This is a genomic window from Mycobacteriales bacterium, from assembly GCA_040902655.1.
Classification (GTDB): Bacteria; Actinomycetota; Actinomycetes; order Mycobacteriales; family SCTD01; genus SCTD01.
Genome location: JBBDWV010000017.1, coordinates 135,509 through 161,556 on the forward strand (window position 1 = coordinate 135,509; position 26,048 = coordinate 161,556).

Annotated in this window: 23 protein-coding genes; 14 read left to right on the top strand and 9 right to left on the bottom strand. The window is 72.5% G+C overall.

Annotated features, from left to right (window positions below):
- Positions 1–35 precede the first annotated feature (35 nt).
- The 6 genes from WD794_05455 to WD794_05480 all read left to right on the top strand — a co-directional run bounded on the left by WD794_05455 (position 36) and on the right by WD794_05480 (position 9,690).
- Positions 36–2,528 carry a hypothetical protein gene (locus tag WD794_05455; GenBank protein ID MEX2289758.1) on the top strand — a complete coding sequence of 831 codons (2,493 nt, stop codon included), beginning with the start codon at positions 36–38 and terminating at the stop codon, positions 2,526–2,528.
- A 41-nt stretch (positions 2,529–2,569) separates the two neighbouring features.
- Complete coding sequence (locus WD794_05460; GenBank protein ID MEX2289759.1) at positions 2,570–5,869, top strand: IPT/TIG domain-containing protein; 3,300 nt, start codon at positions 2,570–2,572, stop codon at positions 5,867–5,869.
- 108 nt (positions 5,870–5,977) lie between these two features.
- Entirely contained in the window at positions 5,978–7,897 is a 1,920-nt protein-coding gene (gene ftsH / locus WD794_05465; protein ID MEX2289760.1) for an ATP-dependent zinc metalloprotease FtsH, read from the top strand.
- A 2-nt stretch (positions 7,898–7,899) separates the two neighbouring features.
- Positions 7,900–8,460 (top strand): hypothetical protein, encoded by a 561-nt coding sequence (locus WD794_05470; protein MEX2289761.1) that lies wholly within the window; start codon positions 7,900–7,902, stop codon positions 8,458–8,460.
- A complete protein-coding gene (locus WD794_05475; protein MEX2289762.1) occupies positions 8,453–9,208 on the top strand; it encodes a HAMP domain-containing sensor histidine kinase in 756 nt (251 codons plus the stop codon). Before WD794_05470 ends, WD794_05475 begins: the two co-directional genes overlap by 8 nt.
- A 41-nt stretch (positions 9,209–9,249) precedes the next feature.
- Positions 9,250–9,690, top strand: a complete 441-nt coding sequence (locus tag WD794_05480; protein MEX2289763.1) for a hypothetical protein — start codon at positions 9,250–9,252, stop codon at positions 9,688–9,690.
- A gap of 161 nt (positions 9,691–9,851) precedes the next feature.
- On the opposite strand, the gene WD794_05485 is transcribed toward WD794_05480, so the two are convergent.
- From WD794_05485 to WD794_05500, 4 genes are all read right to left on the bottom strand, one after another.
- Positions 9,852–10,115: a type II toxin-antitoxin system RelE/ParE family toxin gene (locus tag WD794_05485; protein MEX2289764.1), complete on the bottom strand. Its 264-nt coding sequence runs from the start codon at positions 10,113–10,115 to the stop codon at positions 9,852–9,854.
- Positions 10,112–10,390, bottom strand: coding sequence for a type II toxin-antitoxin system Phd/YefM family antitoxin (locus tag WD794_05490; GenBank protein MEX2289765.1), 279 nt, complete (start codon positions 10,388–10,390; stop codon positions 10,112–10,114). Before WD794_05490 ends, WD794_05485 begins: the two co-directional genes overlap by 4 nt.
- Positions 10,391–10,759: 369 nt before the next feature.
- Positions 10,760–11,107 (bottom strand): type II toxin-antitoxin system HicB family antitoxin, encoded by a 348-nt coding sequence (locus tag WD794_05495; protein MEX2289766.1) that lies wholly within the window; start codon positions 11,105–11,107, stop codon positions 10,760–10,762.
- The gene (locus tag WD794_05500) at positions 11,104–11,298 is read right to left on the bottom strand and encodes a hypothetical protein (protein MEX2289767.1); all 195 of its coding nucleotides are present in this window, start codon (positions 11,296–11,298) and stop codon (positions 11,104–11,106) included. The genes WD794_05495 and WD794_05500 overlap by 4 nt, the downstream gene beginning before the upstream one ends.
- A 559-nt stretch (positions 11,299–11,857) precedes the next feature.
- On the opposite strand from WD794_05500, the gene WD794_05505 reads away from it, so the two are divergent.
- Together WD794_05505 and WD794_05510 are read left to right on the top strand one after the other, a co-directional pair.
- Positions 11,858–12,130, top strand: coding sequence for a helix-turn-helix transcriptional regulator (locus WD794_05505; GenBank protein ID MEX2289768.1), 273 nt, complete (start codon positions 11,858–11,860; stop codon positions 12,128–12,130).
- Positions 12,130–13,377, top strand: a complete 1,248-nt coding sequence (locus WD794_05510) for a HipA domain-containing protein (protein MEX2289769.1) — start codon at positions 12,130–12,132, stop codon at positions 13,375–13,377. The genes WD794_05505 and WD794_05510 overlap by 1 nt, the downstream gene beginning before the upstream one ends.
- A 119-nt stretch (positions 13,378–13,496) precedes the next feature.
- Here WD794_05510 and WD794_05515 read toward each other — a convergent pair whose 3' ends face one another.
- From WD794_05515 to WD794_05535, 5 genes are all read right to left on the bottom strand, one after another.
- Positions 13,497–16,145 (bottom strand): AAA family ATPase, encoded by a 2,649-nt coding sequence (locus tag WD794_05515; protein ID MEX2289770.1) that lies wholly within the window; start codon positions 16,143–16,145, stop codon positions 13,497–13,499.
- Positions 16,135–17,709, bottom strand: coding sequence for a sialidase family protein (locus WD794_05520; GenBank protein MEX2289771.1), 1,575 nt, complete (start codon positions 17,707–17,709; stop codon positions 16,135–16,137). The genes WD794_05515 and WD794_05520 overlap by 11 nt, the downstream gene beginning before the upstream one ends.
- A 106-nt stretch (positions 17,710–17,815) precedes the next feature.
- On the bottom strand, positions 17,816–19,321 hold the full coding sequence (locus WD794_05525) for a hypothetical protein (protein MEX2289772.1): 1,506 nt from the start codon (positions 19,319–19,321) through the stop codon (positions 17,816–17,818).
- Positions 19,318–20,022 (bottom strand): ABC transporter ATP-binding protein, encoded by a 705-nt coding sequence (locus WD794_05530; protein ID MEX2289773.1) that lies wholly within the window; start codon positions 20,020–20,022, stop codon positions 19,318–19,320. The genes WD794_05525 and WD794_05530 overlap by 4 nt, the downstream gene beginning before the upstream one ends.
- A gap of 40 nt (positions 20,023–20,062) precedes the next feature.
- Positions 20,063–21,805 (bottom strand): long-chain fatty acid--CoA ligase, encoded by a 1,743-nt coding sequence (locus WD794_05535; GenBank protein MEX2289774.1) that lies wholly within the window; start codon positions 21,803–21,805, stop codon positions 20,063–20,065.
- Positions 21,806–21,975: 170 nt separating this feature from the next.
- Between WD794_05535 and WD794_05540 the strand changes: the two genes are divergently transcribed.
- The 6 genes from WD794_05540 to WD794_05565 all read left to right on the top strand — a co-directional run bounded on the left by WD794_05540 (position 21,976) and on the right by WD794_05565 (position 25,828).
- Positions 21,976–22,497 carry a hypothetical protein gene (locus WD794_05540; GenBank protein MEX2289775.1) on the top strand — a complete coding sequence of 174 codons (522 nt, stop codon included), beginning with the start codon at positions 21,976–21,978 and terminating at the stop codon, positions 22,495–22,497.
- Positions 22,498–22,583: 86 nt separating this feature from the next.
- Positions 22,584–23,021 carry an SRPBCC family protein gene (locus WD794_05545; GenBank protein MEX2289776.1) on the top strand — a complete coding sequence of 146 codons (438 nt, stop codon included), beginning with the start codon at positions 22,584–22,586 and terminating at the stop codon, positions 23,019–23,021.
- 2 nt (positions 23,022–23,023) lie between these two features.
- The gene (locus tag WD794_05550; protein MEX2289777.1) at positions 23,024–24,223 is read left to right on the top strand and encodes an ArsA family ATPase; all 1,200 of its coding nucleotides are present in this window, start codon (positions 23,024–23,026) and stop codon (positions 24,221–24,223) included.
- The gene (locus WD794_05555) at positions 24,220–24,558 is read left to right on the top strand and encodes a hypothetical protein (GenBank protein ID MEX2289778.1); all 339 of its coding nucleotides are present in this window, start codon (positions 24,220–24,222) and stop codon (positions 24,556–24,558) included. Before WD794_05550 ends, WD794_05555 begins: the two co-directional genes overlap by 4 nt.
- Position 24,559: 1 nt before the next feature.
- Positions 24,560–25,516: an ROK family glucokinase gene (locus tag WD794_05560; GenBank protein ID MEX2289779.1), complete on the top strand. Its 957-nt coding sequence runs from the start codon at positions 24,560–24,562 to the stop codon at positions 25,514–25,516.
- A 48-nt stretch (positions 25,517–25,564) separates the two neighbouring features.
- A complete protein-coding gene (locus tag WD794_05565) occupies positions 25,565–25,828 on the top strand; it encodes a hypothetical protein (protein MEX2289780.1) in 264 nt (87 codons plus the stop codon).
- The last annotated feature ends 220 nt before the right edge of the window (positions 25,829–26,048 follow it).

The window sequence follows — 26,048 nt, forward strand, 5'->3', positions numbered from 1 at the left end:
CTAGGCACGTGCGGGAGACCGGGGCGTCGATGCAGATGAGCCTGCGCGCCGGCAGGGCGGGCTTGGTGGTCGCGCTGTGCCTGTTGGTCACCTTGGCGGCGCCGGCGCCGGCGGCTTCACCGGGGTTGCTGCGGGCTCCGGGCCCGGTGGCCACGGTGGACACCGTGGCCGGACCCGGTTTCTGTGCAGGAACCTCAACCGCGGATCCGGCTTCGTCCGCGGTGGGCGCGGTCGCTGCCGATAATGCTGGTGCCTTGTGGTTCAAGTCTGATGCTGCGGATGACGGCTTGGTGACCACGGTGTTGAACAGCGGGTACGTCGTGGTGAACCGGGTGGGTCCAGCGAGGTCTACCGGCCCGGCTGCGAAGGGAGCGGATGCTCGCCCGAGGTCGGCGTCCTCGCTGACGGCTGACGGCACCGGCGGGGTGCTTGTGGCGACCTCGAGCGCGATCCTGCAACTCGACAAGGGACTGATGACTGTGGCCGGGGCCAGCTCGCCGACGACGGCCCCGGCGGGACTACCAGGCTCAGCCAGCGTCGGGGATGGTGGTCCGCTGCGGGCGGCCCGGTTCACCCGGATCACTGCTGTCACCGCCGACCGCGCGGGCAACGTGTACGTCGCGGACGAGATCGAGCCCGCAGCAGCCAGGATCAGCCTGCGTTTTTTGAACCGCAGCAACCAGCCGGTGACTTTCTATCCCGGCACCCCCGACGCGCTCACAGTCCCTGCGGGGATGATCGACACGATCGCGGGTTCCGTCGGGAGCACGGCCGGCTCGGGGCCTGTGGGTTCATCGGTGGAGGCGGTCGCGCCGGCGCTGGCGGTCGCACAGAGGCGGTTGTATCTAACGGCCGCGCTTGGCGGGCCGCGTCCCCGGGCGCAGGTGCGGATGCTGAACCTGGCCGGAACGGAGCTGTCGGCTCACGGCGTGACGCTCGCCGCTGGCGCGTGGGAGGTTCTCACCGAGGTGGTCGGCGGCGCCGGGGCCTTTGCCGTTGGCGTGCGGCCGGTGTCAGCGCTGTCGGGTATCGCCGCGGATCGGGAGGGGAACCTGTTCCTGGCCGAGCAGGCCAATCATCGGATCAGCCGACTGGACCCGGCCGGAACCGTGGCGACGGTGGCCGGGACGGGTGTGGCCGGGTTCGACGGCAACGACCTGCCGGCTGTGCAGGCCCGTCTTGATCGGCCGGTGGGGGTGGCGATCGGGTCGGGTGGACGGCTGTTCATCTCCGATGCCGGCAACGCCCAGGTCCGGGTAGTGGACCGGGCCGGGACGATCCGGGCCGCGCTGGGCAACGGTGCGGCGCTGCGCTGGACCTGTGCGGCGGGGGCGGGGGCAGGGTCGGCGGGGGCAGTGCAGCCGGAGACGGCACGGGTCGGCAAACCCGACAGTCTCACTGCCGATGCGAGCGGCAATGCCTATTTCGCGAGCGCACTGCTCGGCCGGGTGTACGGCATCGCGTCGTCGGGCGAAGTGCGCACTGTCATCGACGCTGGAACTGCCGGTGCTGCGCCACCGCCGGACGGTCTTGGCCAGGTGAGCAAGATGACGGCGGGCCCATCCGGGGCGCTGTACCTCGGGGACCAGGCCGGGGTTCATGTGCTGAACCTGGGTAGCGCACCGCTGAGCGCGCACGGCCAGCTCATCGCCCCGGGTGCGCTCGCCGCTGTCGCCGGCGGTGCCAGGGCCTCCACGTTCGTGCTCGACGGGAAGGGGAACCTGCTGCTGGCTGACGACGACGACACGCCGGAGAGTTCCTACCGCGGCCGGGTGCGCCAGGTCGATCCGCAGGGCACGATCACAACAGTGCTTCAGGGTGCCGGGCGCCCTGCGGATCGCGGCATGGACCTCACCCGGTGCTGCGGCTACATCAGGGGCCTGACCGCCGACCTCGCCGGCAACCTCTACCTCGCCGACGTCGGGGTGGAGCCCCCCCCGCGTGTGGATGGGCGGATTGTCGCAGCCAGCCCCTCGGTACACCGGGTGTGGTTCGTCAATCGGAGCGACGTGCCAGTGGTAGCGCATGGTGTGCCGGTGCCGCCGGGCGAGACCGCGTTGATCGCCGGCACGGGTAGCGCCGGCACCGATCAGATCGGTGCTGCGGCGCTGCAGACACGCCTCCCCTCGGTGGGGCCGCTGGCCCTGGACCGGTCGGGCAACCTGTACATCGTCAGCCGCGCCGACCACACCATCCGTCAGCTCGACCCCCGCGGCCTGCTCACGACCGCTGTCGGTACTGGGCAGGGGAGCTTCAACGGCGATGAGCGCAAAGGCCCGCTGACGGCGCTGAGCGCGCCCACCGACGTGGTGCTCGACGCCTGCGGCAACCTGCTCATCGCCGACGCCAACAACGACCGGGTCCGTCGGTTGAACCTGGTGACGTCCTGCCCAGCTGCTCTGGCCGTAGCGCCACCCCCTGCCGGCAGCCGGTCGCTGCCGGTTCCGGCCGCTGCGGCTGCCGCGCTCGTACTGATCGGGACGGCCACGGTGCTGAGCACGCGCCTGCTGCGAAGGCGCCGCCGCTGACTCGATAAGCGCGCTCCGGCGCGCCGTCCACCTTGAACGGCGTGACGATCCCCGCCCGGCTTCAGGGATTCTTCAGGAAGCTGCGTCAGCATATCTGTCAGGCCCGCGCCACCCGTGCATCAGCTGAGGAGCACACCCGCCCGATGACCGACCCGTTCCTTCCCACCGCCGAGGGCCGCTCTGGCTGGACCGGCCACCGACCGCGCCACCATCGTCGCGGTGTCCGCCGGCTCGCGGCGCTGACTGCCGTCGCGGCTCTGGCAGCCTCCGCGCTGGCGCTGCCCGCTGCGTCCGCTGCAGCTTTGCCTTCAGCGGCGGCCGGTGCCGGGTCGTGGTCAGCTGCCGCTCCACCAGCGAAGCCGGTGTTCTATCCGCGCTCAACGCGGTTGGCTGACGGGCGGGTGCTCGCCGCCCACCGCGAGCCCGCGGAAACAGATGTGGACGGTTGCGGATCTTTCCCCCTGCCAAGGTGCCTCACGCAGTTCGCGATCTATGACCCCAGCACAGACCGGTGGACCCCAACAAGCAATCCCGGCATCCGCAAGTCGATCGCCTTGATGACCGCGTTGCGGGATGGAGGTGCTCTTGTCGCCTTTGTAAGCAGCGGGACTAGCGACTACGTACCGCCACAGCATTTCCGGCCGAGTCCGGCCGGGGGAACCTGGACAGCCGCGAAGAACTCGAGTTATTACCGGGCTAACTTCTCCTCCCACACGTTGGTCGAAGGCACGCAGGAGCAGTGCGGTCCCCACTGCGGCAAGGTGCTGATCGCCGGCGGCGAAAATGATAGCCCTAACCCGCATCCCAATGACCGTGATGTATCGCGCAGCGCCGAGCTGTTCGATCCGGTTACGGACAGCCTCACGGTGACGGCACCCATGCCCGACAGGCACAATACGGGTAGCGGGACCTCACTACCCGACGGCCGCATCCTCACCACGTGCGGCACCTACCTTTTTGATCCGAAGAATGAATCGTGGACGCTTGCGGGGGACCCCCCCCTCGGTGGTGACTCACCTTGCGGCTCCCCCGGGTCCTCGCGGTCGCTGCGTTTGCTCGACGGCAAGGTGCTCGCTTTTTCCTCCAACTCGGCTGGCGTGTTTGATCCGGCTGCGGGAGAAGTGGATCCGTTGTCAGGTCGCCCGAGAGGCAGGTGGAGCGCGATTGCTACCTGTCCGCAAAACTGTTTTGCTCCGGTGTTGTTGCCCGACGGCACGGTCCTGGCGATCAACCGGCTCAAAGTCGCCCACGTCTTCGATCCGGCCAGCCTCGAGAATTCGTCCGTTCCGCTGTGGACGCGGGCACCGGATCCGGCACCCGACGATTCTACCGCGAAGTTTGTCACGCTGGATGGCCTCGGTGGGGGGGTTGGCAACAAGGTTCTGGCCGCTGGGGAGAGCGGCCCGAAGGACGCTCGGGTGGGGGTGGCGCGGCTGTTCACGCCTGCCGGTCCGGTGTTGGAGCTGCTGGGGGCTTCGGCGGCGGCCGGGTTCAGCTGTGGTGGCACAGAAGTGACGCTGTCAGGACGTGGCCTGGCTGAAGCGTCGGAGGTGCGGTTCGGGAAGGTCTCGATCCCCAGAAAGGACTTTGTGCGCCTGACGGACACCTCGGTCACGGTGAACAGCCCGGCGCATGTTCCGGGTGAGGTGGGGGTGTCGGTGATCGTGCAGGGGCGGGGGGTGGCCGGGCCGGCGTTCCCGACCTTCACCTTCACCCGCCCCGGCCCGGGGCGAATCGATTTGCTGGACCCGAACCGGGGCCGCGCGGCGGGTGGTACCGGCGTGAACATCAGGGGTCAATTCGCCGGTGAGTGCGTGCGGTCGGTCTCCTTCGGCGACGCGCCTGTGTCTTTCACAGTGGGTCCTGCCGTCGGGGAGCAGGGGACGGCGAAGGTCATCGAGGTGATCAGTCCGCCGCACGCTCCGGGTGAGGTTCGGGTGGGGGTGCAGATCGACCCCGGCCCTGTTGCTGAGGACCCTGCTGTTCCAGGTGCTGTGGGGCCGCTGGTTCCCGCGCCCCCCACGTCGCCGCCGCGGCCGGCATCACCGACCGTGCCGGCCCTGCCCGCCTCACCCGGCGCCGATGTCTTCACCTACCTGAGCCTGCCGCAGGTCAGCGGGATCGAGCCGTCGTCCGGGTCGGGCTTGGGGGGTGGTGAGGTGCAGATCAGTGGCAGTGGTTTCCGGGATCCTGAGCAGGATCCGGAGCAGGAGGTGCCCGCGGATGCGGCCGCACCGAAGGTGACCATCGACGGGCAGCCGGCGACGGTGGTGAGTTATTCGGACACGAAGGTGACGGTGCAGGTGCCGCCGCTGGCTGCCGGCAGGCCGTCCGGGGAGAAGGTGCCGGTCGCGGTCAGCACCGACCCGCGGGGGGACTCGAAGCCGTCCCCGTTGTTCACCTACCGCCCGGGGGTATCCGGGCTCACTCCGCCGTCGGGGCCGATGGAGGGCGGCACGGCCGTACGCCTTGCCGGTAGAGGGCTGGCGCAGGTGAGCGAGGTGCAGCTGCGCGGGCAGCCGGCGACGATCACAGCCCGCTCCGAGAGCGAGTTGGTGGTGACCACCCCGCCGCATTCGGTGGCCGAGGCGGTGCCGGTCCAGGCGCTGGTCGGGGAGTTGCCGTCGTTGGAGAAGGTGCTGTTCTCCTACGACGCGCCGCCGCCGCCTCCGCCGGGTGCGCAGGCCAATGAGGGTGCGCCGCCGCCGCAGCAGAACGCTTCGGGAGGTCAGCCGGCGCCGCCGGCTGGCACCGGTGGTGCTCCGGCACCGGCGCCTGGGCCGGCTCCTGCGCCGGCTCCCGCGCCAGGGCAGGCACCCGCGCCGGCGTCCGGTCAGGCTCCGGCTCCGCAGCCGGGTCAGGCTCCGCAGCCGGGTCAGGCTCCGCAGCCGGGTCAGGCTCCGGCGCCCGGTCAGGCTCCGGCGGGTGCGCAGGCGCCCGCGGCCGGTCAGGCTCCGGCGCCGGGTCAGGCTGCTGGGCAGGTGCTGTCGGCGGGGCAGGCGCCGGTGCCGGGGCAGGCGGGAGTGCAGGCGCCGGCGGTGGCGCAGGCGCCGGGTCCGGTGTCGGCTGGCGCGCCGGCGGCTCCGGCGGCGCCGGCTGGTCCAGCGGCGGCTCCGGCCCAGGGCAGTACCGGGGTGGGGCAGCAGGGGGTCGCGGCCGGCGAGGAGGACGACGGGCCGGCTGGGAGTCATTCGACCCGGTATGCGATGTCGGCGGCGCAGACCGGCCTGGGGTTGGGCGGGGCGCTTGCGGCGGGCTGTTTCTCCTTGCTGGTGCTGTCCAATCGCGCGTCGCGCCGGCGGAGTCCGGCGGGTCGGCCGCGGCCGCGGGTCGCCTACTGAGGCGGCTGTATCCACGCACGATCTGCTGTTGCCTACCGAGTGTTGTTGTGCACGTTCACTGACCGGAGATCTCTGATGCGACTGCGATCCAAGACGGCTGACCCTGTGGTGCCCGAGACCGCTGACGGTGGTGCGGCGCCGCCGCGGGTGAGTCGGGGGGTGCGGTGGCTCAGTGGGACGTTGGCGTTGCTGCTGGTGGTGTATGCGTTGGCGTTGGTGGTGCTGCGTCCGCCGTCGCCGGGTAGTGAGTTGGCGTTCGGGGATCTGCAGCGCAAGGTGCTGGCCGGTGAGGTGGCTTCGGCCCGGTTGCTGGACGAGGACGCCCGGGTGGTCGGGACGCTGGCGGATGGCGCTCAGTTCTGGACGTCCTATCCGCGCTCGGACACCGCGACCAACGATCTGCTCCGGAGCCTGTTCAATGCCGAGACGCCGGTGAGTGTGCAGACCCAGACCGGTAAGGCGATGGTGCGGTTCGTGGCGCAGTTCCTGCTGCCGCTGGTGATCTTGGCGAATCTGTTCGCGTTGCTGTTCTATGCCACCCGCTCCAGTGGGGACGGCGCGTCGGAGTTCTTGCTGTTCGGCAAGCTGGGGGACAAGCGGGTCGGTAAGGCCCGCACCGCGACGACGTTCGCTGATGTGGCCGGGGCGCGGGAGTCGATCATCGAGTTGGCGGAGGTGCGGGACTACCTGGCTGATCCGAAGGCGTTCGAGGTGATGGGTGCGTTGCCGCCCAAGGGGGTGTTGCTGGTCGGTCCGCCCGGGTGCGGGAAGACGTTGCTGGCCCGGGCGGTGGCCGGGGAGGCCAACGCGAGTTTCTACTCCATCAGCGGCTCGGAGTTCGTCGAGTCGCTGGTCGGGGTCGGCGCGGCCCGGGTGCGCAGCTTGTTCGCCCAGGCCCGGGCGCATGCCCCGTCGATCATTTTCATCGACGAGTTGGACGGCGCCGGCCGGCAGCGCGGCGCCGGGCTGGGTGGTGGGCATGATGAGCGGGAGCAGACGCTGAACGAGTTGCTGGTCCAGATGGACGGTTTCAGCCCGTCTGAAGGGGTGGTGGTGTTGGGGGCGACGAACCGGCCGGACATCCTGGATTCGGCGTTGCTGCGGGCCGGCCGGTTCGACCGGCACATCACGATCGAACGCCCCGATGCGGCCGGCCGCCTGGAGATCCTGCGGTTGCATGCGCACAAACGCCGGTTGGCCGATCCGGAGGCTGATCTGCCGCACATCGCCCGCCGCACGGCCGGGTTCACCGGCGCGGACCTGGCGAACGTGGTGAACGAGGCGGCGCTGCTGACGGTGCGGGCCAAGGCCAGCAGCATCGACCGGCGGGCCCTGGAGGAGGCTGTGGAGCGGGTGCTGTCCGGGCCGCGCCGGGCGGCCCGGCTGATCCCACCGGCGGAGAAGTCACGGATCGCGGTGCACGAGGCCGGCCATGCCGTGGTCGCCGCGGCGTTGGGCAAGGCCGCTGAGGTCGACAAACTGTCGGTGATCGCCCGCGGGAACGGCGTCGGGCACCTGGCGATGCTCGAGGAGGACAAGGCGGTGTTCACCCGCGATGAGATGGCCGGGCGGATCACCATCGCGATGGCCGGGATCGCCGCCGAGGAGATGATCCTCGGGCAGCCCTCCACCGGCTCGGAGGCCGATCTGGAACGGGCCACCAACACCGCCCGGGACATGGCCGGCCGGTTCGGGATGAGCCGGCTCGGCCGGGTCCGGGTGCTGCGCGAGCAGGGCGAGATCTTCCTGGGCCGGGACTACCTGGCCTCCCACGACGTCTCCCAACCCACCCTCGAGCAGCTCGACAGTGAGATCCGCCGGATCCTGGACGAGGAAGAAACCGCCGCCCGCAACATCCTGGACCAGCACCGCACCGTGCTGGACAACCTCACCGCCGCCCTGGTCGAGCAGGAGACGCTGTCCGGCATCGAACTCGAACGCCACCTCAACGCCGTCGCCGGCTACACCCGCCCCACACCCACCCCGGCGGCCGGCAGCGGCGGCACCCGCAAGACCCCGCTGCGCTAGCCATGCTGCTGCCGATCACGACGCCGTTGACCCGGGCGATGGCGGCCGTGGGGCTGTTGCTGTCGATGGCGGTGGCGGCCACCGCGTGGGCGTGTGTGCCGCAGCCGACGATCGTGGCGGTGCAGCCGCGGGCGTCCGGCCCGGCCGGCGGGCAGGTCACCGTGCTGGGGGACAACTTCGACGGCGCTCCGGTGGAGATCCGCTGGAACGGCCTGCAGGGCGCGCTGCTCGGTACGGGCAACGGTCCGAGCTTCTCCATCCCGATCACCGTCCCGGACGGCGAGCCGGGGCTGTATGTGCTGACCGCGCTGTCCCGCCAGCCCGGTGGCGGGGTCGGTGGCACCGCCCGGGCCTCCTTCCAGATCGAAGCCGGCGACGGTGCCGGCGGCGCGGCCGCAACACCCGGCTCGCACGAAGAGGACGGGCCGGCTGCGGCGGCGGGCCCGGCGGCCAGCAGCCTGGTCGCCGGCGCCGCGGTCGGGGTGTTCGCCGCCGGAGCGCTGACGATGTGGCTGGGCACCCGGCTGGGCCGCCGGTCGGCCGGCCGGGGCGGGAGTGGCTGAGCGGGGTGGAGCCCCGGCCGGCGGTGCCGCCGACCGGGAGCTCGAGCTGCGCCTGCTGGCCGCGACCGTCGATGAGCTGGAGGCGGCGCTGGCGCACACCGTGGCGGTGCATCGGGCGCACCGGCAGTTCCTGGCCGATGCCGCGCATCAGCTGCGCACCCCGTTGGCGGCGGTGCAGGCGTGCGCGGAGGCGCTGCTGCGCGGGGCGGCCGGTCAGGAGGAGTTGTCCGACAGTCTGCTGCAGGAGGCCTCCCGGCTGACCCGGCTCGAGGCCGACCTGCGGACGTTGTCCCGGCTGGGGGCCGGGACCGTGCTGCGGCCGGCCGAGATCGACCTGGTCGCGCTCTGCCGGGAGGAGATCAACCGGCTGTGGAGCCTGGCCCCGCAGCTGGACGTCGTGCTACGTGCCCCCGCACTGAGCTGGAACGTCGTGGCCGACGACAGCGCCGTCCGGGAGATCGTGGCCAACCTGCTCGACAACGCCCGCCGGCACGCCCACGCGCGGATCGACGTGGCGATCCAGCCCGGCCGGGCCTGCGTGGACGTACGGGTCGCCGACGACGGGCCGGGCGTACCGGAAGGCATGCAGGACCGCATCTTCGAGCGCTTCGTCAGCCTGGACGGCGAAGGCGGCAGCGGCCTGGGCCTGCCGATCGGGCGCGACCTGGCCCACGTCCTGGGCGGGAAGCTGGTCCACCGCGACGGCGCCTTCGTGCTCTGCCTGCCAGTGAGTGTAGAAAACATCTAGTTCTTCAGGTCATCTTCAGGAACGGCTGGGACTGTGAGCACATGGTGACCGACGGGGCGGGGCTGGTGGCGGTGATCTGCGAGAGTCAACCGGCGGTGGCCGCGGCGATGGTGCACACCCTCGCCGACCTGTACGGGCTGCGGATCGCCGCGACCGTACGCACCGGCACCCAGGTGCTGGCCGCCGCCGCGGCCGCCCGGCCCGACCTGGCCGTGGTCGACCTGGCCTCGGCCGCAACGTACGGGCTGCGGATCGTCGGCGAGCTGCACCAGATCGTCCCCGACTGCGCCGTCATCCTGGCCGCGCCACCGGAATTCGGCGGCCTGCGGCTGGACGCCGTCGCCGCCGGCGCCATCACCCTGGTGGTCACCAGCGACCTGCGGCCGTTGCAGTGCGGCATCGAGCGACTCATCCACACCCACGGCGAGAACTGCCCCAGCTGCGCCGCCCGCGAACGCGAGACCTACTTCCGCAACGCCTAGGCCGGCGCGCTCTTGCCGGACGAGGAGCTGCTGGCAGGTGCCGGGGGAGGGTGGCGGCGGGCGGTCACCCGACCTACCGGCCAACCTGGTCAACCTGCGAGTACGTCCCTGACCCAGGCGTGCACGGTCGTGCAGGGGCCGGCGTCGACAGGACGACGGTGTCAGCGGGACTGGTAGACCTCGCGCCGGTGCCCGAGCCGCAGGACGAGGACCAGCAGCTGGTCGTCCTCGATCTCGTACACGATCCGGTAGTCGCCGGTGCGGACCCGCCACTCTCCTGCGCCCCCGACGAGCTGCGTCGCAGAGGGTGGCCGGGGTTGCTCGGCAAGAAGTTCGAGAGCGGCCTGAATGCGGCGCCGCGCCGCAGCGTCGAGCGTGCGCAGCTGCCGCGTCGCCATCGGCGACAGGGTGACGAGGTAGGTCATGCCAGCCCGAGGTCTGCCTTGACCTGCTCCCAGGGGATCGGCGACTCGCCCGTCGCTCGCATCTCTGCACGTGCCGCCTCAGCGGCCCGGATGTCGGCCATGTCCTCAGCGAGTTCGAGGAGGCGCTCGAGGTCCTCGGCATCGATGACCGCGGCCACCCGCTTGCCCCGCCGAGCCAGGTAGACCGGGGCGTGCTCGGCGCGTGCACGGTCGATGATCGCCGCCAGCTGCTGACGGGCGTCGGAGACGGCGAGATCTGGCACCGAGGAGTTCACGTACAAAATGTACTTCAGCCTACCGAGTTGTACCAGTCAGGCTGGCGGTACACGTCAGCGCGCTCGAGCTGTGGGTAGTCCCGTGCTGCCCATGATCGGCTGTGTCGCCCGCGCGCCCGGGCTGAGCGCGCGGCTCCCCACAGCCGATCAACGGCGCCCGGCACACAAGATCAGCTGTGGGGCTCTGCCGCCGAAGCTGAGCTTGCCCAGCGCCACAGCCGATCAGCGGCTTCGGCCCGTCCGCGGCTCGTGCGCCCTCGTCCGCAGCAGGTCGGTCAACCTCGTCATGCCGGACAGTGCACGGTGACGCTATGTGGTGGCCGGGCGACTGCCGCCGTGCGCTGCCGCCAGCGGGCTGTGTGCTGCTGGTCAGGCTGAGGCGAGTTTCTTCACAACGTACTGGTTGAGGCTCATGCTTTCCTCTGCCGCGTGCATGGCGAGGTTACGGTGGAGGTGCTCTCCGATGCGGACGTTGAAGGTTCCGGAGAACTTGCGCTCGGCCAGCGGCACAGGCGCCTTCTCGCCGTTGTTGTGCATGTCTTCGACGACTTCTGTGATCAGGCACTCCAGGCCGTCCATCGCCTCGGCGCGGGAACTGTCGAGCCAGGACAGGGACGGGAACTCCAGGCAGGTGGCGAGGTACTCGCCGTCTTCTGCCGACCACGTCACGCGGTAGGTGTAGTGCCGCGCGTCGATCGGGTTCTGGGTTTCGGTCACTTCGCGTCCTTCTTGTCGATCGCGGCGAGAACCTGGCGGACCTGGTAGGTCTTCGCCTTGCCCCTGTCGTTTTGGATGTTCACGCGCGGGTCGCCTGCCCATGGCGTCTTGAACACGGCGTGGGACGACCGGCTCTGCCGGGGTGGCCCGAAGTGGTGCTCGCACACTTTGAGGAGATCGATGTAGGGCACATTCCGAGGGTTGCTCCTCATCGCCGTCACGATCTTCGGTACCGACGCCATCCCACGCTATGGTACTACGGGCGGTACCACGACGGCAAGTGCTAACGGGCCTTACCTGCCCGCCAGCGCGGGCGTTGTGATGCTCGGACGGGGTCTCCTTGGCGGAGTGCGTCCTCGCCAGCCTCATGGTGAGGTCGGCTTCGCTCATGCCGTTCTGCAGGTGGCGGCGAGGATGCGACGGACGAGTTGCCGGCTTCCATCAACACGGTCCGGTAGGCCAGCTCGCGCCACTGCTCGTCGGCGAAGTCGTACAGGTGGCGCGCGGAGGCGTCCAGGTGGTGGGGAAGCCGGTGGCGGCCGGTCAGCGGCCCACGCAGCTCGTCCAGGTCGTCGGCCACGACGACGGTGCGCAGCGCGGGGCCCGGGGACCGCGGCGCAAGACGCCGACCGCCGCGGACACCCGCCTGGGCGGATAATTGCACAACCGCACCGAAGAACATACTGTGCCGAAAAACGCACATCCCTTTTCCAGGCTGGCATGTGCCGGACTACGCACAGGAGGCCGGCGATGGGCAAGCAGGTCACGGTACGCACGGCTGCGGAGCTCGGGATCGCCGTCGCGGAGGCTCGACGCCGGTGCGGGCTCAGCCAGGTGGAGCTGGCCGAGCAGACGGGCATCGCCCGCACCTATCTGGCGCGGATGGAGACCGGGCTGACCGTGGTCCTGCTCGACCGGGTGCTGCTGGTCCTGCGCCGGCTCGGCGCGCAGATGGTAGTGACCTTGCCCGATCCGGACCAGACCCCGTCGGCGGCATCGTCGGCTGCCGCGCAGTCGCCCTGATGGTTCGGGTGCGGCAGCTCGAGGTGTGGCTTCACGACCAGCACGTGGCGTTTCTCAGAGCGCCGGGCATCGGCAAGATCCGCGTGCACTACACCGCTGAAGCACTCGCCAGCCACGATCTGGGGATCCCGCTGCTGTCGTGCTCGCTCCCGCTGCGCACCGCAGCCCTGGACGGGTGGGCCTTCGCCACCGGCCTGCTGCCCGAGGGGCGGCACAGGCAGGCCATGGCGGGCCTGGCCGGTGTACCGACCCACGACGTGCTCGGCATGCTTGCGCGCTTCGGGCGGGACGTGGCCGGCGCGCTGGTCGTCTCGGAGGTTCCGGCGCCGGCCAGTGACCCCATCGTCGAGCCGTACGGCACCGCCGGCCTCGAACAGGCAGTCGGGGAACTCGGCGACCATCCGCTGGGGCTGTTCGACGACTCCGAACTTTCCGTGGCCGGGCTGCAGGACAAGATGCTGCTGGTTGCGCTTCCGGGCGGCGGCTGGGGACGGCCGGTGCACGGCTGGCCATCCACCCACATACTCAAGCTCGACGACCGGCTGCGCCCAGGACTCGTGCGCGCCGAGCACGCCTGCCTCGAGCTCGCCCGGGCCGCAGGACTGCCCGCTGCGGCTTCTGAGTTCGTGACGATCGGCGAGGCCGAATGCCTCATCGTGACACGCTTCGACCGTCTCGAGCTGCCGGCCGGTGTGGATCCGATTGCGCTCGCACCCGCCGTACGCGTGCACCAGGAAGATGCCTGTCAGGCGACAGGAACCGACCCGGACGGGGCCAGGGGCCGAGCCAAGTACGAGCAGCACGGCGGACCCACCCTGAAGACCATCGCCGGGCTTCTCGATGCCTGGGGTGGGAACGAGCAGATGTGGGCTCTGCTCGACCAGGTCGTCCTCACAGTGGTGATCGGCAACGCTGACGCACACGCGAAGAACATCGCCCTGCTGCACCGCGCCCCTGGCCAGGTGGAGCTCTCGCCGGCGTACGACACCGTTCCGACGGTGCTGTGGCCGAGAATCGGCACCCGTGCCGCTCTGAGCATCGGCGGCTGCGTGGACCTGCCCGCGGTCACCGTGGACGACCTCGTCGGCGAGGCGTCGCGGTGGGGGCTGAGCGCGACGACGGCTCGAGCGCGCGTCCGGAGGGTGCTGGACGCTCTTCGAACGGCCGGAACCGTCCTGGGCGACGAGATTGACAGCGCAGTGCTCGCAGCCGCCACAGCAAGGGTCGATGCTCTGATCGGACGCTGAAACAGTTGTGAAGCCGGGGCTTCTCACGGTCATCGCGGGAAGGGAGGGAATGTCCTCGTCGAGGGCTGGACCGGGGACCGGATCGACTGCTACCGGGTCGATCTCTATCGGGTCGATCTCTACCAGGTCGCCTGCTCCCGGAGCGTCAGCAGGTCGGCGAGGTCGGCGCCGGTGAGCGTCTCGCGCTCCAGCAGTGCGGCGGCGAGGGCGTCCAGCTGCGGGCGGGCGTGGGTGAGCAGGACGGTCGCCTGCCGGCCGGCCTCCTCGACCAGCCGGCGGGTCTCGGCGTCGACGAGGCGGGCGACCTCGGGGGAGCGGCCGCCGGTGTCGCGGTAGTCCAGCGGGCCGAGGGCCTCGCTCATGCCGAATTCGCGGACCATCCGCCCGGCCAGCTCGGTGACCCGCTGGAGGTCGCTGGCGACGCCGGAGGCGTTGGAGTCGAAGACGAGGCGTTCGGCGGCCCAGCCGCCGAGCAGGGTCGCCATCTGGTCGAGCATCATCGGCCGGGAGAACATCACCCGGTCGTGGCTGTCGATGGTCACGCAGCGGCCGAGCGAGCCGCCGGAGGCCAGGATCGACAGCCGGTGCGGGCGGGCGCCGGTCAGCAATGAGGCGACGAGGGCGTGCCCCGCCTCGTGGTGGGCGACGACGGCGCGTTCGTGCTCGGACAGCACGGTGCCGCGGGAGGCGACGCCGCCGTGTGCCCGCTCGACGGCCTCCTCGACCAGCGGCAGCGAGATCTCCGGACTACCCCGCCGGGCGGCCAGCAGGGCCGCCTCGTTCAGCACGTTGTCCAGGTCGGCGCCGGAGAAGCCGAGGGTGATGCCGGCGACCTTGTCCAGGTCGACGTCGGGTCCGAGCGGCTTGCCCGCGGCGTGCAGCGCGAGGATCGCGGACCGGCCGGCCCGGTCGGGCAGCTGGATCGCGACGTGCCGGTCGAAGCGGCCGGGGCGCACCAGCGCGGAATCCAGGATGTCCGGCCGGTTCGTCGCCGCCATCACGATCACCCCGGCGCGGCCGGCGAAACCGTCGAGCTCGACGAGGATCTGGTTGAGGGTCTGCTCACGCTCCCGGTGGCCGTCGGCGGCGCCGGTCGAGCGGCGGGCCCCGATCGCGTCGATCTCGTCGATGAAGACGATGGCCGGCGCGATCGCGGCGGCCTCGGCGAACAGCTCCCGCACCCGGGAGGCGCCCTCGCCGGCGAAGACCTCGACGAACTCGCTGCCGGCCACCGACAGGAAGGCGGCGTTGGCCTCCCCGGCCACCGCCCGCGCGAGCAACGTCTTGCCGCAGCCGGGCGGGCCGGACAGCAGGATCCCGCGCGGCACCCGGGCGCCGACCGCGGCGAACCGGGCCGGATCGGCGAGGTAGTCGCGGACCTCGGCCAGCTCGGCGATCGCGTCGTCGACCCCGGCCACCTCGGCGAAGGTCAGCCGCTCCTCCGCACCGGACCGCCGGCCGATGCCCTTGTCCCGCAGCGACAACCGGCGCTGCCGCTCCGGGGCCTCCAGGATCCGCTGCACCGCGGCGTCCAGGTCGGCCTGCGCCACGCTGGTCCGCTCGGCCCGCAGCGCCAGCAGCGCGGCGTCGTTGACCACCGCGGCCAGGTCGGCGCCGGTCAGCCCGATCGCGCGGTTCGCCACCGCGTCCAGGTCGACGTCCACCCCGAGGGACGTACGGCGGGCGTGCACCTGCAGGATCGCCCGCCGGGCGGTCTCGTCGGGGCGTTCGAGGCCGATCGTGCGGTCGAAGCGCCCAGGCCGCAGCAGCGCCTGGTCCAGGATGTCCGGGCGGTTGGTCGCACCCAGCACGATGACCCGCTCGCCGGTGGAGAAGCCGTCCATCTCGGCCAGCACCTGGTTCAGCGCCTGCTCCTGCTCTCCGTGCGAGGACGCCGCGCCCGGCCCGCCGCCGCCGCGGGCCCGCCCGACCGAGTCCAGCTCGTCGACGAAGATCAGCGCGGGGGCGTTGGCCCGCGCCTCCTTGAACAGCTCGCGGACGCGCGCGGCGCCGACCCCGGCGTACAGCTCGACGAAGTCCGACCCGGAGATGGAGTAGAAGGCGGCGCCGGCCTCGCTCGCCAGCGCCTTGGCCAGCAGCGTCTTGCCGCAGCCGGGCGGGCCGTAGAGCAGCACGCCCTTGGGCACCGCCACCCCCATCCCGGTGAACCGCTCCGGGTCGGACAGGAACTCCTTGAGCTCCCGCAGCTCGGCGACCGCGGCGTCCTGCCCGGCGACGTCGGCGAAGGTCACCCCGCCGTCCTCGGCCTCGAACCGGGTGGCGACGCTGCGGATCCCGAACAGCCCGGTCCCGCGGCGGTAGGACAGGATCAGGTAGACGAACAGCGTGACCAGCATCAGGCTCGGCAGCAGGATGCTGGCCAGCGACACGACCCGCTTGCCGACCTGCTGGTCGACGGTGACCGGGACGCGGCTCTCGATGAACAGGTTCAGCAGATCGCGCTGGGTCCCGCGGATCAGCGGGGCGTTGTAGGCCTTCGGGGTCGCCTCGGCGCCGAACTCCGGCGTCTCGGCGATGTAGGACCCGACGACGTAGGCGTCCTCGTCCAGGACGTGCGCGTTGACCAGCATGCCCGACTGGGCCAGCTCGACCAGCTGGTCGTAGCGCAGCTCATCGCCGCTGACGTGCGGCCGGGACATCTCCAGGACCCCGATGTAGCAGAGGACCAGCGCGCCGAGGGCCAGCCCGATCCACAGGCCGAGCCGGTCCTTGCCGCCCTTCTCGGGCGTGCGGGTGCTAGCTGCCATCTCGCCCTCCTGCGTGCGATGCCGCCTGCAGCGTGACCCTGTCACGTCCGGCCGGCCGTCCGGCCGTCCGGCGCCGCGGTCGTACGGACAACAGCCCCACAGCCGCGACGGCCACCAGCCCGGCCAGCCACGGCAGTGCACCGCGCAGCGCCGACGGCGGCTGGAAGACCACGACCGCACGGGCCAGGTCCTGCTTGCCGGAGGCCTCGGTGCCGGCGCGGGTGTCGGTCCACACCGCCAGTGCCCGCTCGTCGCCGGAGACCAGGCCCAGCCCGCTGCCGAGGTCGGTCAGGCCGCGTTCGCTGCCCGGGCCGATCCGGGCGTCGAAGGACCGGTCGGACAGCAGCATCCGCGGGCCGAAGCTCGCGCCGCCGTCGGTCGAGGACTGCAGCGACACCTCGTTGTTCGCGTCGTCGGGGTCAACCCGCCGGTCGTAGTAGACGACGTCCAGCCTGCCGTCCGGGGCGAGCCCGAGCCGCGGCAGGTACTGCGCGGTGCCGTCCCCTTCGGGGGTGTCGTTGACCCGCCGGCCGGGACCGAAGCTCGCGCCGCCGTCGGTGGAGGTCCAGACCCGCACGTCCGGGTCACCCAGCCGGGCGTCGCTGAACGCGACGTGCACCCGCTCGCCGCCCACCGCCAGCGACGGCGCGGGCGGGATGAACACCACGAACCGCTGCGCCGGCACGACCGCGTCCTCGACCACCGTCTGCGACCAGGTGGCGCCGGCATCGGCCGAGCGGGCGAGCATCAGGGACCAGGGACCGGGGTAGGGCTCGCCACCGCGGCCTTCGTGGGCGCCTGCGTAGTCCAGCGAGTCCCGGCCGATGTCGAGGTAGAGCACGGACAGCCGGTCGCCGGCGACCGCGACCGACGGGGCCAGCACCCGCTCGCGTGAGGGCGGGCTGACCTGCTCGGGCGGGCTCCAGGTGGCGCCGCCGTCGTCGGAGCGGGCGGCCAGGATCGGATTGCCCGGCTGGGGGAAGGCGAAGGTGCCGACCTGCCCGACCTGCAGCCAGGTCAGCCACAGCCGGCCGGCCTGCTCCGGATCCGCGGCCAGTCGGGCCTGGAACGCCAACGGCCCCAGCGCCTTTCGCGGCACCGAGAACGTCTGCCCCAGGTCGGTGGAGGAGACCGTCCAGCCGGCGTTCGGGGTGTTGCCGAAGCCCTTCAGCGTGACGAAGAAGAGGTAGAGCGTCCCGTCCGGGCCGAAGCCGGCGTCCGGGGCGTAGCAGCGCTCGGGCTGCTCCTCCCCTGCCGGGAAGGGGATCGGCCGGGCCTGCCAGCTCGCGCCGCCGTCTGCCGAGGTGTGCATCGCGCAGGAGAAGACCGGCGCGTCCACCCGGTTGACCAGCGCGAGCATCCGCGGGTCGGTCGGGTGGCGCGTGACGACCGGCGAGTTGTGCGCGGAGAAGTCCTTGGCGTCCGCCGCCGACGCGTTCACCGGCAGGCCGCGGGTGACCACGGTCGCACCGGCCGCCGGGGCCGTCCCGCCGATCAGCGCCAGGCCCGCCGCGACCGTCAGCAGCCCCGCGGCCAGCATGGCGCGGACGGCGCTGGACGTCATCGGCACCCGCGGGGCAGGCAGCAGCAGCGCATGGGCCCGACGGTAGGGCCCGAAGCTGAAGATTGGCTGAAGAACGCTGACACCCGGCGCCGGGCCTGCCCCGCTGTCAGCCGTGCGCGACCGCCTGCACGATGCCGGCGCGGGCCGTCGGGTCGGCGTAGCGGCGCAGGCTGCGCAGCACGGACAGGCCGGCCAGCAGCAGTACCGGCAGGGCCAGCAACGGCGGCCACCACCAGATCCCGGCCTGGCTGGCGGCGCCGAGCAGGACGCCGACGACCGCCACCGGCACCGCCAGCCGGGCGCTGGCGACGGCCAGCGCGCCGGGTGGGGCGACGGCGTCACGGGGGCCGCGCAGCTCGGCCCGGTGCGGACGGCGTACCGACATCTTCAGCGCGCCGGCCACCACGACCGCGGTGCAGGCCAGCCCCGAGGCGACGATGGCGGCGAGTTGACTGCCGGTGGGGGAGCCCGGGCTGCGCAGCGAGCCGGCGAGGGCGGCGACGACGGTCGCGGCCAGCACCGTCTCGGCCAGCACCAGAGCCTTCGCGCGGGCGACCAGCCTCGGGTCGTGGGGGAGCGAGGCCAGCCACACCGCACCGGAACCGTCCAGGCAGAAGGCGTTCACCCCGAACAGCAGCCCGGCGCCGGCAGCCACCAGCCCCGGCAGCACGATCATCGACTCCCACGGGACCGCCGTGCCGGCCGCGATCAGCCCCGGCAGGATCGCCAGGACCAGGCCGCCCCGGCGCAGCGCCGGAGCCCGCCAGACCGAGGCCCGGTCGACCGCGACGAGCTCGCGCAGCGCGCCGGCCTTGGCGGCCCGGCGTCGTACCGGCTGGCTGTGCCGGACGTGGCCGGCGTCACCGGGACGGCGCAGCGCCCAGGCGCAGGTCCGCACCCCGGCACCCAGGCCGATCGCGGTGCCTGCGAGCAGCACCCCCGTGACCACGCCCCAGTGCACCAGCTGGCCGCCCCCGCCGGCGACGACGCCGGCCACCACGCTGCGGGTCGGGCTGGCGTCGAGCAGGTCGCGGCCGTGGCCGGTGCGGATCACCAGCACGGCGGTGCCGAGCAGGGTGATCCCGAGACCGCCGACCACCCGGCGGCCGGCCTGCGTGTGCCGCAGCCCGACGACCAGCCAGGCGAGGGTCTGCCCGGCGACGGTGAGACCGGCGACGTACGCGCCGGTGGTCACCCCGCCGCGCAGTGCGCTGCCGTCGAGGGTGAGATAGGAGGTGAGGGCGACCAGGACCAGCAGCTGGATGACCCAGACCAGGTTGAGGGGGGCCAGCAGCAGGCCACCGAGGAACTGGGTCGCCGGCCGGACCGGCAGGGCGACCAGCTGGTCGGGCGGCACCACCTCGTTGCCACCGCCGGCGGTGAGCGGCGCGATGACCGCGAGCGCTCCGAAGCCGAGGTAGGCCACCGGAGCCAGCTCGACGGCGGTGGCCAGCGCGGCCGGGTCGAGGGCGTCGCCGCTGCCGGCGACCAGGATGACCAGCCAGCCCACCACCAGCGCGGCGAGCACGATGCCGACCCGCAGCCCGGGCGAGCGGCTCATCTGCCAGCGCAGCACCAGCAACGCCTGCAGCTGGTCGAGTGCACCGGTCACGAGATGAGCGCGCGGTAGCGCGCGTCGCCGTCGGGGCCGGTGAGCTCCGCGGCCGGGGCGGCGCCCACGACCCGGCCGCCCGTGAGGACCACCGCCTCCTGGCACCCCTGCACCGCGAGCTCGAGCAGGTGCGTGCTGATCAGGACGGCCGCGCCCTGCGCGCGCGCCTCCCGCACGACCTCGAGCGTCGCGTCCACCCCCAGCGGGTCGACGCCGTCGAACGGCTCGTCGAGCAGCAGCAGTGGCGGCTCGTGGAAAGCTGCGAGGACGACCGACAGCCGGCGGCTCATGCCGTGCGAGAAGCCGGCGGTCACCCGGTCGGCGGCGTCCGCGAGGTCGAACCGGTCGAGCAGGTCACTCGCCCGGGCCCGCCAGTGGTACATGCCGCGCAGCCGGGCGGCCAGCTGCAGGTGCTCCCACGGCGTCGCCCGCGGGATGAGCCCGCCGACGTCCGGGCAGTAGCCGACCGCTGCGCGTACGCCCGCCGGGTCGTCGGCCGCCTCGATGCCGGTGACGCGCACGGTGCCGGCGCTCGGCGGCAGCACACCGGCGAGCACCCGCATCGTCGTGGACTTGCCCGCACCGTTGCGGCCGACCAGCGCGACGGAGGCGCCGGCGGCGACGGAGAGGTCGAAGCCGCCCACGGCGCGCACGGCACCGAAGTCGACGACGAGGCCGGAGGCCAGTAGGACGGGGGCCACGGTCGTCCTTTCGGGGAGCGGACCTCCAGGAGAACCCGACCTAGCCGTTACCGCCAGCGTAGAGCTCCTCGACCGCGCTGTGGTACTGCTTCATCACCACCGACCGCTTCAGCTTGAGCGACGGCGTCAACTGGCCGCCCTCCTCCGTCCAGTCCTCCGGCAGGACGGCGAACTTGCGGATCGCCTCCGCCTGCGACACCGCCTTGTTCGCCTCGTCGACCGCGCGCTGGAGCTCGGCCAGCAGGTCGGCGTCCTGGGCGAGCGTCGCCACGTCCGCGGGCTTGCCCTTGGCCGCGGCCCAGCCCGGCACCGCCTCGGCGTCGAGCGTGACCAGGCAGCCGATGAACGGGCGCTGATCGCCGACGACCATGCACTGGCTGATCAGCGGGTGGGCCCGCAGCCGGTCCTCCAGCACGGCCGGCGCGACGTTCTTGCCGGCGGCGGTGACGATCAGCTCCTTCTTGCGGCCGGTGATGCGCAGGAAGCCGTCGGCGTCCAGCTCGCCGATGTCGCCGGTGTGGAACCAGCCGTCGACGACCGTCTCGCCGGTGGCGGAGGGGTTGTGCCAGTAGCCCTGGTAGACGTTCTCGCCCGACATGAGGATCTCGCCGTCCTCGGCGATGCGGATCGTGACGCCGGGGGAGGGCCGGCCGACGGAGCCGATCCGCAGCTGGGCCGGGGTGTTCACGGTGCCGGCGGCGGTCGTCTCGGTCAGCCCCCAGCCCTCGAGGATGGTGATGCCGATGCCCCGGTAGAAGTGGCCCAGCCGGGCGCCCAGCGGCGCCCCGCCGGACACCGCCCAGGCGACCTGCCCGCCCAGCGCGGCCCGCAGCTTGGAGTAGACGAGCTTGTCGAACAGCGTGTGCTTCAGGCTCAGCGCCAGCCCCGGCCGGCCCGCGTCCAGCGCCTCGGAGTAGGCGATGGCGGTGGCCTCGGCCTTGTCGAAGATGGCGCCCTTGCCGTCGCCGTGCGCCTTCTGCTTGGCGCCGTTGTAGACCTTCTCGAAGACCCGCGGCACCGACAGGATGAACGTCGGCTGGAAGGTGGCGAAGTCGGGCAGCAGCGCCTTGAGGTCGGCGGTGTGGCCCATCCGGGCGCCGCTCTCCACGCAGGCGACCTGGATCAGCCGGGCGAAGACGTGGGCCAGCGGGAGGAAGAGCAGCGTCGAGCCGGTCGGGTGGAACAGCTCGGGCAGGACCACCGACGCGCTGCGGCAGGTGCCGAGCAGGTTGCCGTGCGTCAGCTCGCAGCCCTTGGGTCGCCCGGTCGTGCCGGAGGTGTAGATGATGGTGGCCAGGCTGTCCGTGGTCAGGGTGGCGCGGCGGGCCTCCAGCTCGCTGTCGGGCACGTCGCGCCCCGAGGCGGCCAGCTCCTCCAGGCCGCCCGCGTCGATCTGCCAGGAGGAGGCGAGATCGGGCAGTGAGCCGCGGACCTGCTCCAGCGTCTGCTGGTGACCGGCGCTCTCGACGATGACGGCGACCGCACCGGAGTCGCCGAGGTTCCACTGCACCTGCTCGGCCGAGGACGTCTCGTAGATGGGGACCGTGACGGCGCCGGCGGTCCAGATCGCGTAGTCGCAGAGCGTCCATTCGTACCGCGTCTTGCTCATCAGCCCGACCCGGTCGCCGGGCTGCACGCCACTGGCGGCCAGCCCGGCCGCGACGGCGCCGACCTCGGTGGCGAACTCCCGCGCCGTGACCGGCGTCCAGCGGCCGTCGACCTTGCGGGTGAAGACCACCTGGTCGGGCGCTGTCCGGGCGCGCTCGAGAACGATGTCCGTCAGCGCCGCGGACGGCGCGACCTCGACTGCTGGGGGGGTGGCGAACTCCTGCACCTGAACTCCTCGTCGAGTCGCGGCGGACGGCCCAGATGATCGAGCGCGTCCTGACGTGCGACCTTAGCGTGCAGCCCTTTGTGCTACAGGCACGTTGCGGATCTGCCGACCACGACCCCGTGGAAGACCTGCTGGAGAACGCCACCCGCTGCCCGCACTGCCGGGCCGCCGCCCGCCCCGGCGCGCCCTGGTGCACGCTGTGCCACGCGGACCTGCGCCCGCCGCCGCCCGAGCCGTTCCCGCCGGTGCTCGACCCCGTGCCGGTGCTGCGCCAGCCGATGCTGCGCCCGCTGGTGCTCGATCCGCTGACGGCGCCCGCCCACGAGCTCGGGCTGGCGCCCGCGCCGCACGCCCTCGGGCCGGCGCCCGCGCCGCACGCCCTCGGACCGACGCCGCACCCGGTCGAACCGACCTGGCCCTGCGTCACCTGCGGCGCCGCGAACCCGCTCAGCGGCGATGCCTGCAGCGCCTGCGGGGCCGGCTTCCTGGCCGGGCTGCGCGAGTCCGACGGCCCGCTGCTCGAGCTTCCGGGTCTCGGGGACCTCACCCGGATGAGCCGCAGTCAGCGACTGATGCTCGCGGGCGCCGTCGTGTTCGCCGTGGTCGCCCTCACCGCGCTGCTCGGGCTGCTGGTCGGCTGACCTCCTGGCTGGCTGGGCCTGTCCCCGGCCGACCCCCGCTCCCCGGCCGCCGCCGCTCTCCCGCCGGAGTACTAGCCTCGGGGCCCATGGCGGATGTCGCGAGCTCCACGATCACCATCAGCATGCCGCCGGAGCAGGTGCTGGAGGTCATCGCGGACGTCGCCCGCTACCCCGAGTGGACCGGCCAGATCAAGAGCGCCGAGGTGCTCGAGGCCGGAGCGGACGGCCGGCCGCGGCAGGCCCGCTTCGTCATGGACGCCGGTGTGCTCAAGGACGAGTACGTCCTGCAGTACGACTGGACCGCCACCGGCGTGAGCTGGGAGCTGGTCGGCCGGAGCTCGGTGCAGAAGTCGCAGGTCGGGTCGTACTCCCTGGTGCCGACGGGTGAGGGCACCGAGGTCACCTATCAGCTCTCCGTCGACATCGCGATGCCGATGCTGGGGATGTTCAAGCGCAAGGCCGAGAAGATGATCATGGATTCGGCGCTGAAGGAGCTCAAGAAGCGCGTCGAGTCGCGGGCCTGACGGTGGGGCCGGCGACAGCGCGCGTCCTGCTGTTCACTGGCAAGGGCGGTGTCGGCAAGACCACCGCGGCGGCGGCCACCGCCGCAGCGGCGGCCGCCCGCGGTACCAAGGTCCTCGTGCTGTCGACCGACTCCGCGCACTCGCTCGCCGACGCCTTCGCCGTGCCGCTCGGCGCCACCCCGATCGAGGTCGACACCGGGCTCTACGCGATGCAGGTCGATGCCCAGCGGGCCTTCGAGCAGACCTGGCGGCAGATCCAGTCCTACCTCGCCGGGCTGCTCGAGCGGGCCGGCGTCGACGCGCTGCAGGCCGAGGAACTGACCGTCCTGCCGGGTGCCGAGGAGGTGCTCGCGCTGCTCGAGGTCACCCGCCAGGTCACCACCGGCCCGTGGGACCTCGTCGTCGTCGACTGCGCCCCGACCGGCGAGACGCTGCGGCTGCTCGCCCTGCCCGAGGCCCTGACCTGGTACGTCGAGAAGGTCTTCCCGGCCCAGCGCCGAGCCCTGCGGGCCGTACGACCGCTGCTGTCCCGGGTCTCCGGGCCGTCGGTGCCGCACGAGGACGTCTTCGACACCGTCGAGCGGCTGCACCGCGAGCTGCTGCAGGTGCGTGCGGTGCTGACGGCCGACTCCACCTCTGTCCGGCTGGTCCTGACGCCCGAGGCCGTCGTCGTCGCCGAGGCCCGGCGCACCCTGACTTCCCTTGCCCTGTACGGATACCGCGTCGACGCGCTGCTCGCGAACCGGGTGTTCCCGCCGTCGCAGGACCCCTTCGTCGCCGGCTGGGCCGCGGCGCAGGCCGCGCAGCTCGAGGCGGTCCGCACCGACGCCGGCGGGCTGCCGGTGCTGGTCTCGCCCTACCGGCCGGTCGAGCCGGTCGGGCTGGCGGCGCTCACCGCGCTCGGTCAGGAGCTGTACGACGGGGCCGATCCGGGCGCGCCCTGCCCTGACCTGCCGCAGCTACTGGACGTCCGCCGCAGCGCGGAGGGCTTCGAGCTGTCGCTGGCCCTGCCGCTGGCCCGCCGGGAAAACCTCGAGGTGACCCGCAGCGGCGACGAGCTCGCGGTCACCGTCGGGGGGCACCGCAGGGTGCTCGCGCTGCCGAGCGCGCTGCGCCGCTGCACGATCGCCGGGGCGGTCCTGACCGGCGGGCGGCTGGTCGTGCGCTTCGAGCCGGACCCGGCCGTCTGGATGCGCCCGTGACTGCCGGCCCGCCGCCGGTCGGCTCGGCCGCCGAGGAGGCCGCGCGGCTGTTCGCGGTGGCGCAGGAGTGGGTGTGCTCGCGCGGCGGCGCCCACCTCGACGGGCTTGCGACGGGGGCGCCCGAGTGCTCGGCCTGCCCAGTCTGTCAGGGCATCGCGGCGATCCGTTCGGTGCAGCCGGAGACCGTGGAGCACCTGCTGGATGCCGCCGCGTCCTTCGTGGCCGCGGTGCGTACCGCCGCCGGCAGTACCGGCGCCGCCAGTACTGCCGCCGCTCCACGGGAACCGGGCTCGTCGCGGCCCGGCGTGCAGCGCATCGACGTACGGGAGGACTGACGTGCTGACCATCGGCGTCGACGTCGGCGGGACGAAGGTCGCCGCGGGGGTCGTGGACGAGGCCGGCACGATCCTCACCCGTGTCCTCAGGCCGACGCCGTCCGCCGGCCCGGCCGACGTCGAGGACGTCATCGCCGGGTGTGTGCAGGAGTTGCGCCGGGACCGGGAGATCGAGGCGGTCGGGGTGGGCGCCGCCGGGTTCGTCGACGCGGACCGCGCGAGGGTGCTGCTGGCGCCCAACCTGACGTGGCGGGACGAGCCGCTGCGCGATGCCGTGCAGGCCAGGACCGGGCTGCCGGTCGTCGTGGAGAACGACGCGAACGCCGCCGCCTGGGCGGAGTACCGCTTCGGCGCGGGGCGCGGCGAGTCGCACCTGGTGCTCGTCGCCGTCGGCACGGGCATCGGCGGCGGCATCGTGCTGGACGGCCGGCTCTACCGCGGGAGGTACGGCATCGGGGCGGAGTTCGGGCACCTGCAGGTGGTGCCGGGCGGTCGGCGCTGCGGGTGCGGCCAGTCCGGCTGCTGGGAGCAGTACTGCTCGGGCCGCGCGTTGCTGCGGGAGGCCCGGGAGATCGCCGACGTACGGCCGGGCTGGGGCGCGCGCCTGCTCGAGCTCGGCGAGGGTCGGCCCGAAGGCATTGCGTCCGTCGAGGTCACCCAGGCCGCACGGGAGGGCGACGCCGCGGCGCTGGCCTGCTTCGAGGTGGTCGGCGGCTGGTTGGGCCAGGGGCTGGCCGACCTCGCCGCGGTGCTGGATCCCAGTGCGTTCGTCGTCGGCGGCGGGGTGGCCGACGCCGGGGAGCTCCTGCTGGGGCCCGCGCGGCGGGTCTTCGCCGAGCGGCTGACCGGGACGGGCTCCCGGCCGCGTGCCGAGATCCGGCTGGCCTCGCTCGGCAACGACGCCGGCCTGGTCGGCGCGGCCGATCTGGCCCGGCGGAGTGGGGGATGTCCGAAGTAGCCCTTCTGGTCATGGTGCAGGAGCGGCTCCGGTGGGAAGGTGAGGTCCATGACCTCGCCTCAGCCGACCACCACCACTGCCACTGCCGCCACCATCGCCCCGCAGAGCTGCTGCCGCCGGCCGATGTCGAGCATCGAGGTGACCACCCGGGGGAGCACGCTCGTGCTGCACAGCTGCACCGCGTGCGGCCGGCACCTCTGGGAGAAGGACGGGCAGCTGGCCGACCGGGCCGAGCTGCTCGACGGCGTCAAGACCTTCCTCGAGCAGCCACGCGTCGCGACGCCGCGGAGGTCGAGGAAGCGCACCGCCTGAACCGACCTGGCGACTGACCCGCTGCCGGCCGACCCGCTGCCGGCCGACCCGCTGCCGGCCGACCCGCCCTGCCCTGCCGCACGTGGACATGATCCGGCCATGAGGCGGCAGCGGACCCGGCGGGGATGGTTGTCCGCACCGGGGGGTGTACAGGAGAGGTCAACTTTTCCCGTTTCATGACCTCTGCTGCACAACCCGCTGCAGAAGGCCATCCCCCCCC

What these genes read in the sequence shown, in the direction of transcription:
- WD794_05455 (MEX2289758.1), top strand. Translation starts at nt 36, where the DNA reads ATGAGCCTGCGCGCCGGCAGGGCGGGCTTGGTGGTCGCGCTGTGCCTG.
- WD794_05470 (MEX2289761.1), top strand. Translation starts at nt 7,900, where the DNA reads ATGCTGCTGCCGATCACGACGCCGTTGACCCGGGCGATGGCGGCCGTG.
- WD794_05480 (MEX2289763.1), top strand. Translation starts at nt 9,250, where the DNA reads ATGGTGACCGACGGGGCGGGGCTGGTGGCGGTGATCTGCGAGAGTCAA.
- WD794_05485 (MEX2289764.1), bottom strand. Translation starts at nt 10,115, where the DNA reads ATGACCTACCTCGTCACCCTGTCGCCGATGGCGACGCGGCAGCTGCGC.
- WD794_05505 (MEX2289768.1), top strand. Translation starts at nt 11,858, where the DNA reads ATGGGCAAGCAGGTCACGGTACGCACGGCTGCGGAGCTCGGGATCGCC.
- WD794_05510 (MEX2289769.1), top strand. Translation starts at nt 12,130, where the DNA reads ATGGTTCGGGTGCGGCAGCTCGAGGTGTGGCTTCACGACCAGCACGTG.
- WD794_05515 (MEX2289770.1), bottom strand. Translation starts at nt 16,145, where the DNA reads ATGGCAGCTAGCACCCGCACGCCCGAGAAGGGCGGCAAGGACCGGCTC.
- WD794_05520 (MEX2289771.1), bottom strand. Translation starts at nt 17,709, where the DNA reads ATGACGTCCAGCGCCGTCCGCGCCATGCTGGCCGCGGGGCTGCTGACG.
- WD794_05545 (MEX2289776.1), top strand. Translation starts at nt 22,584, where the DNA reads ATGGCGGATGTCGCGAGCTCCACGATCACCATCAGCATGCCGCCGGAG.
- WD794_05565 (MEX2289780.1), top strand. Translation starts at nt 25,565, where the DNA reads ATGACCTCGCCTCAGCCGACCACCACCACTGCCACTGCCGCCACCATC.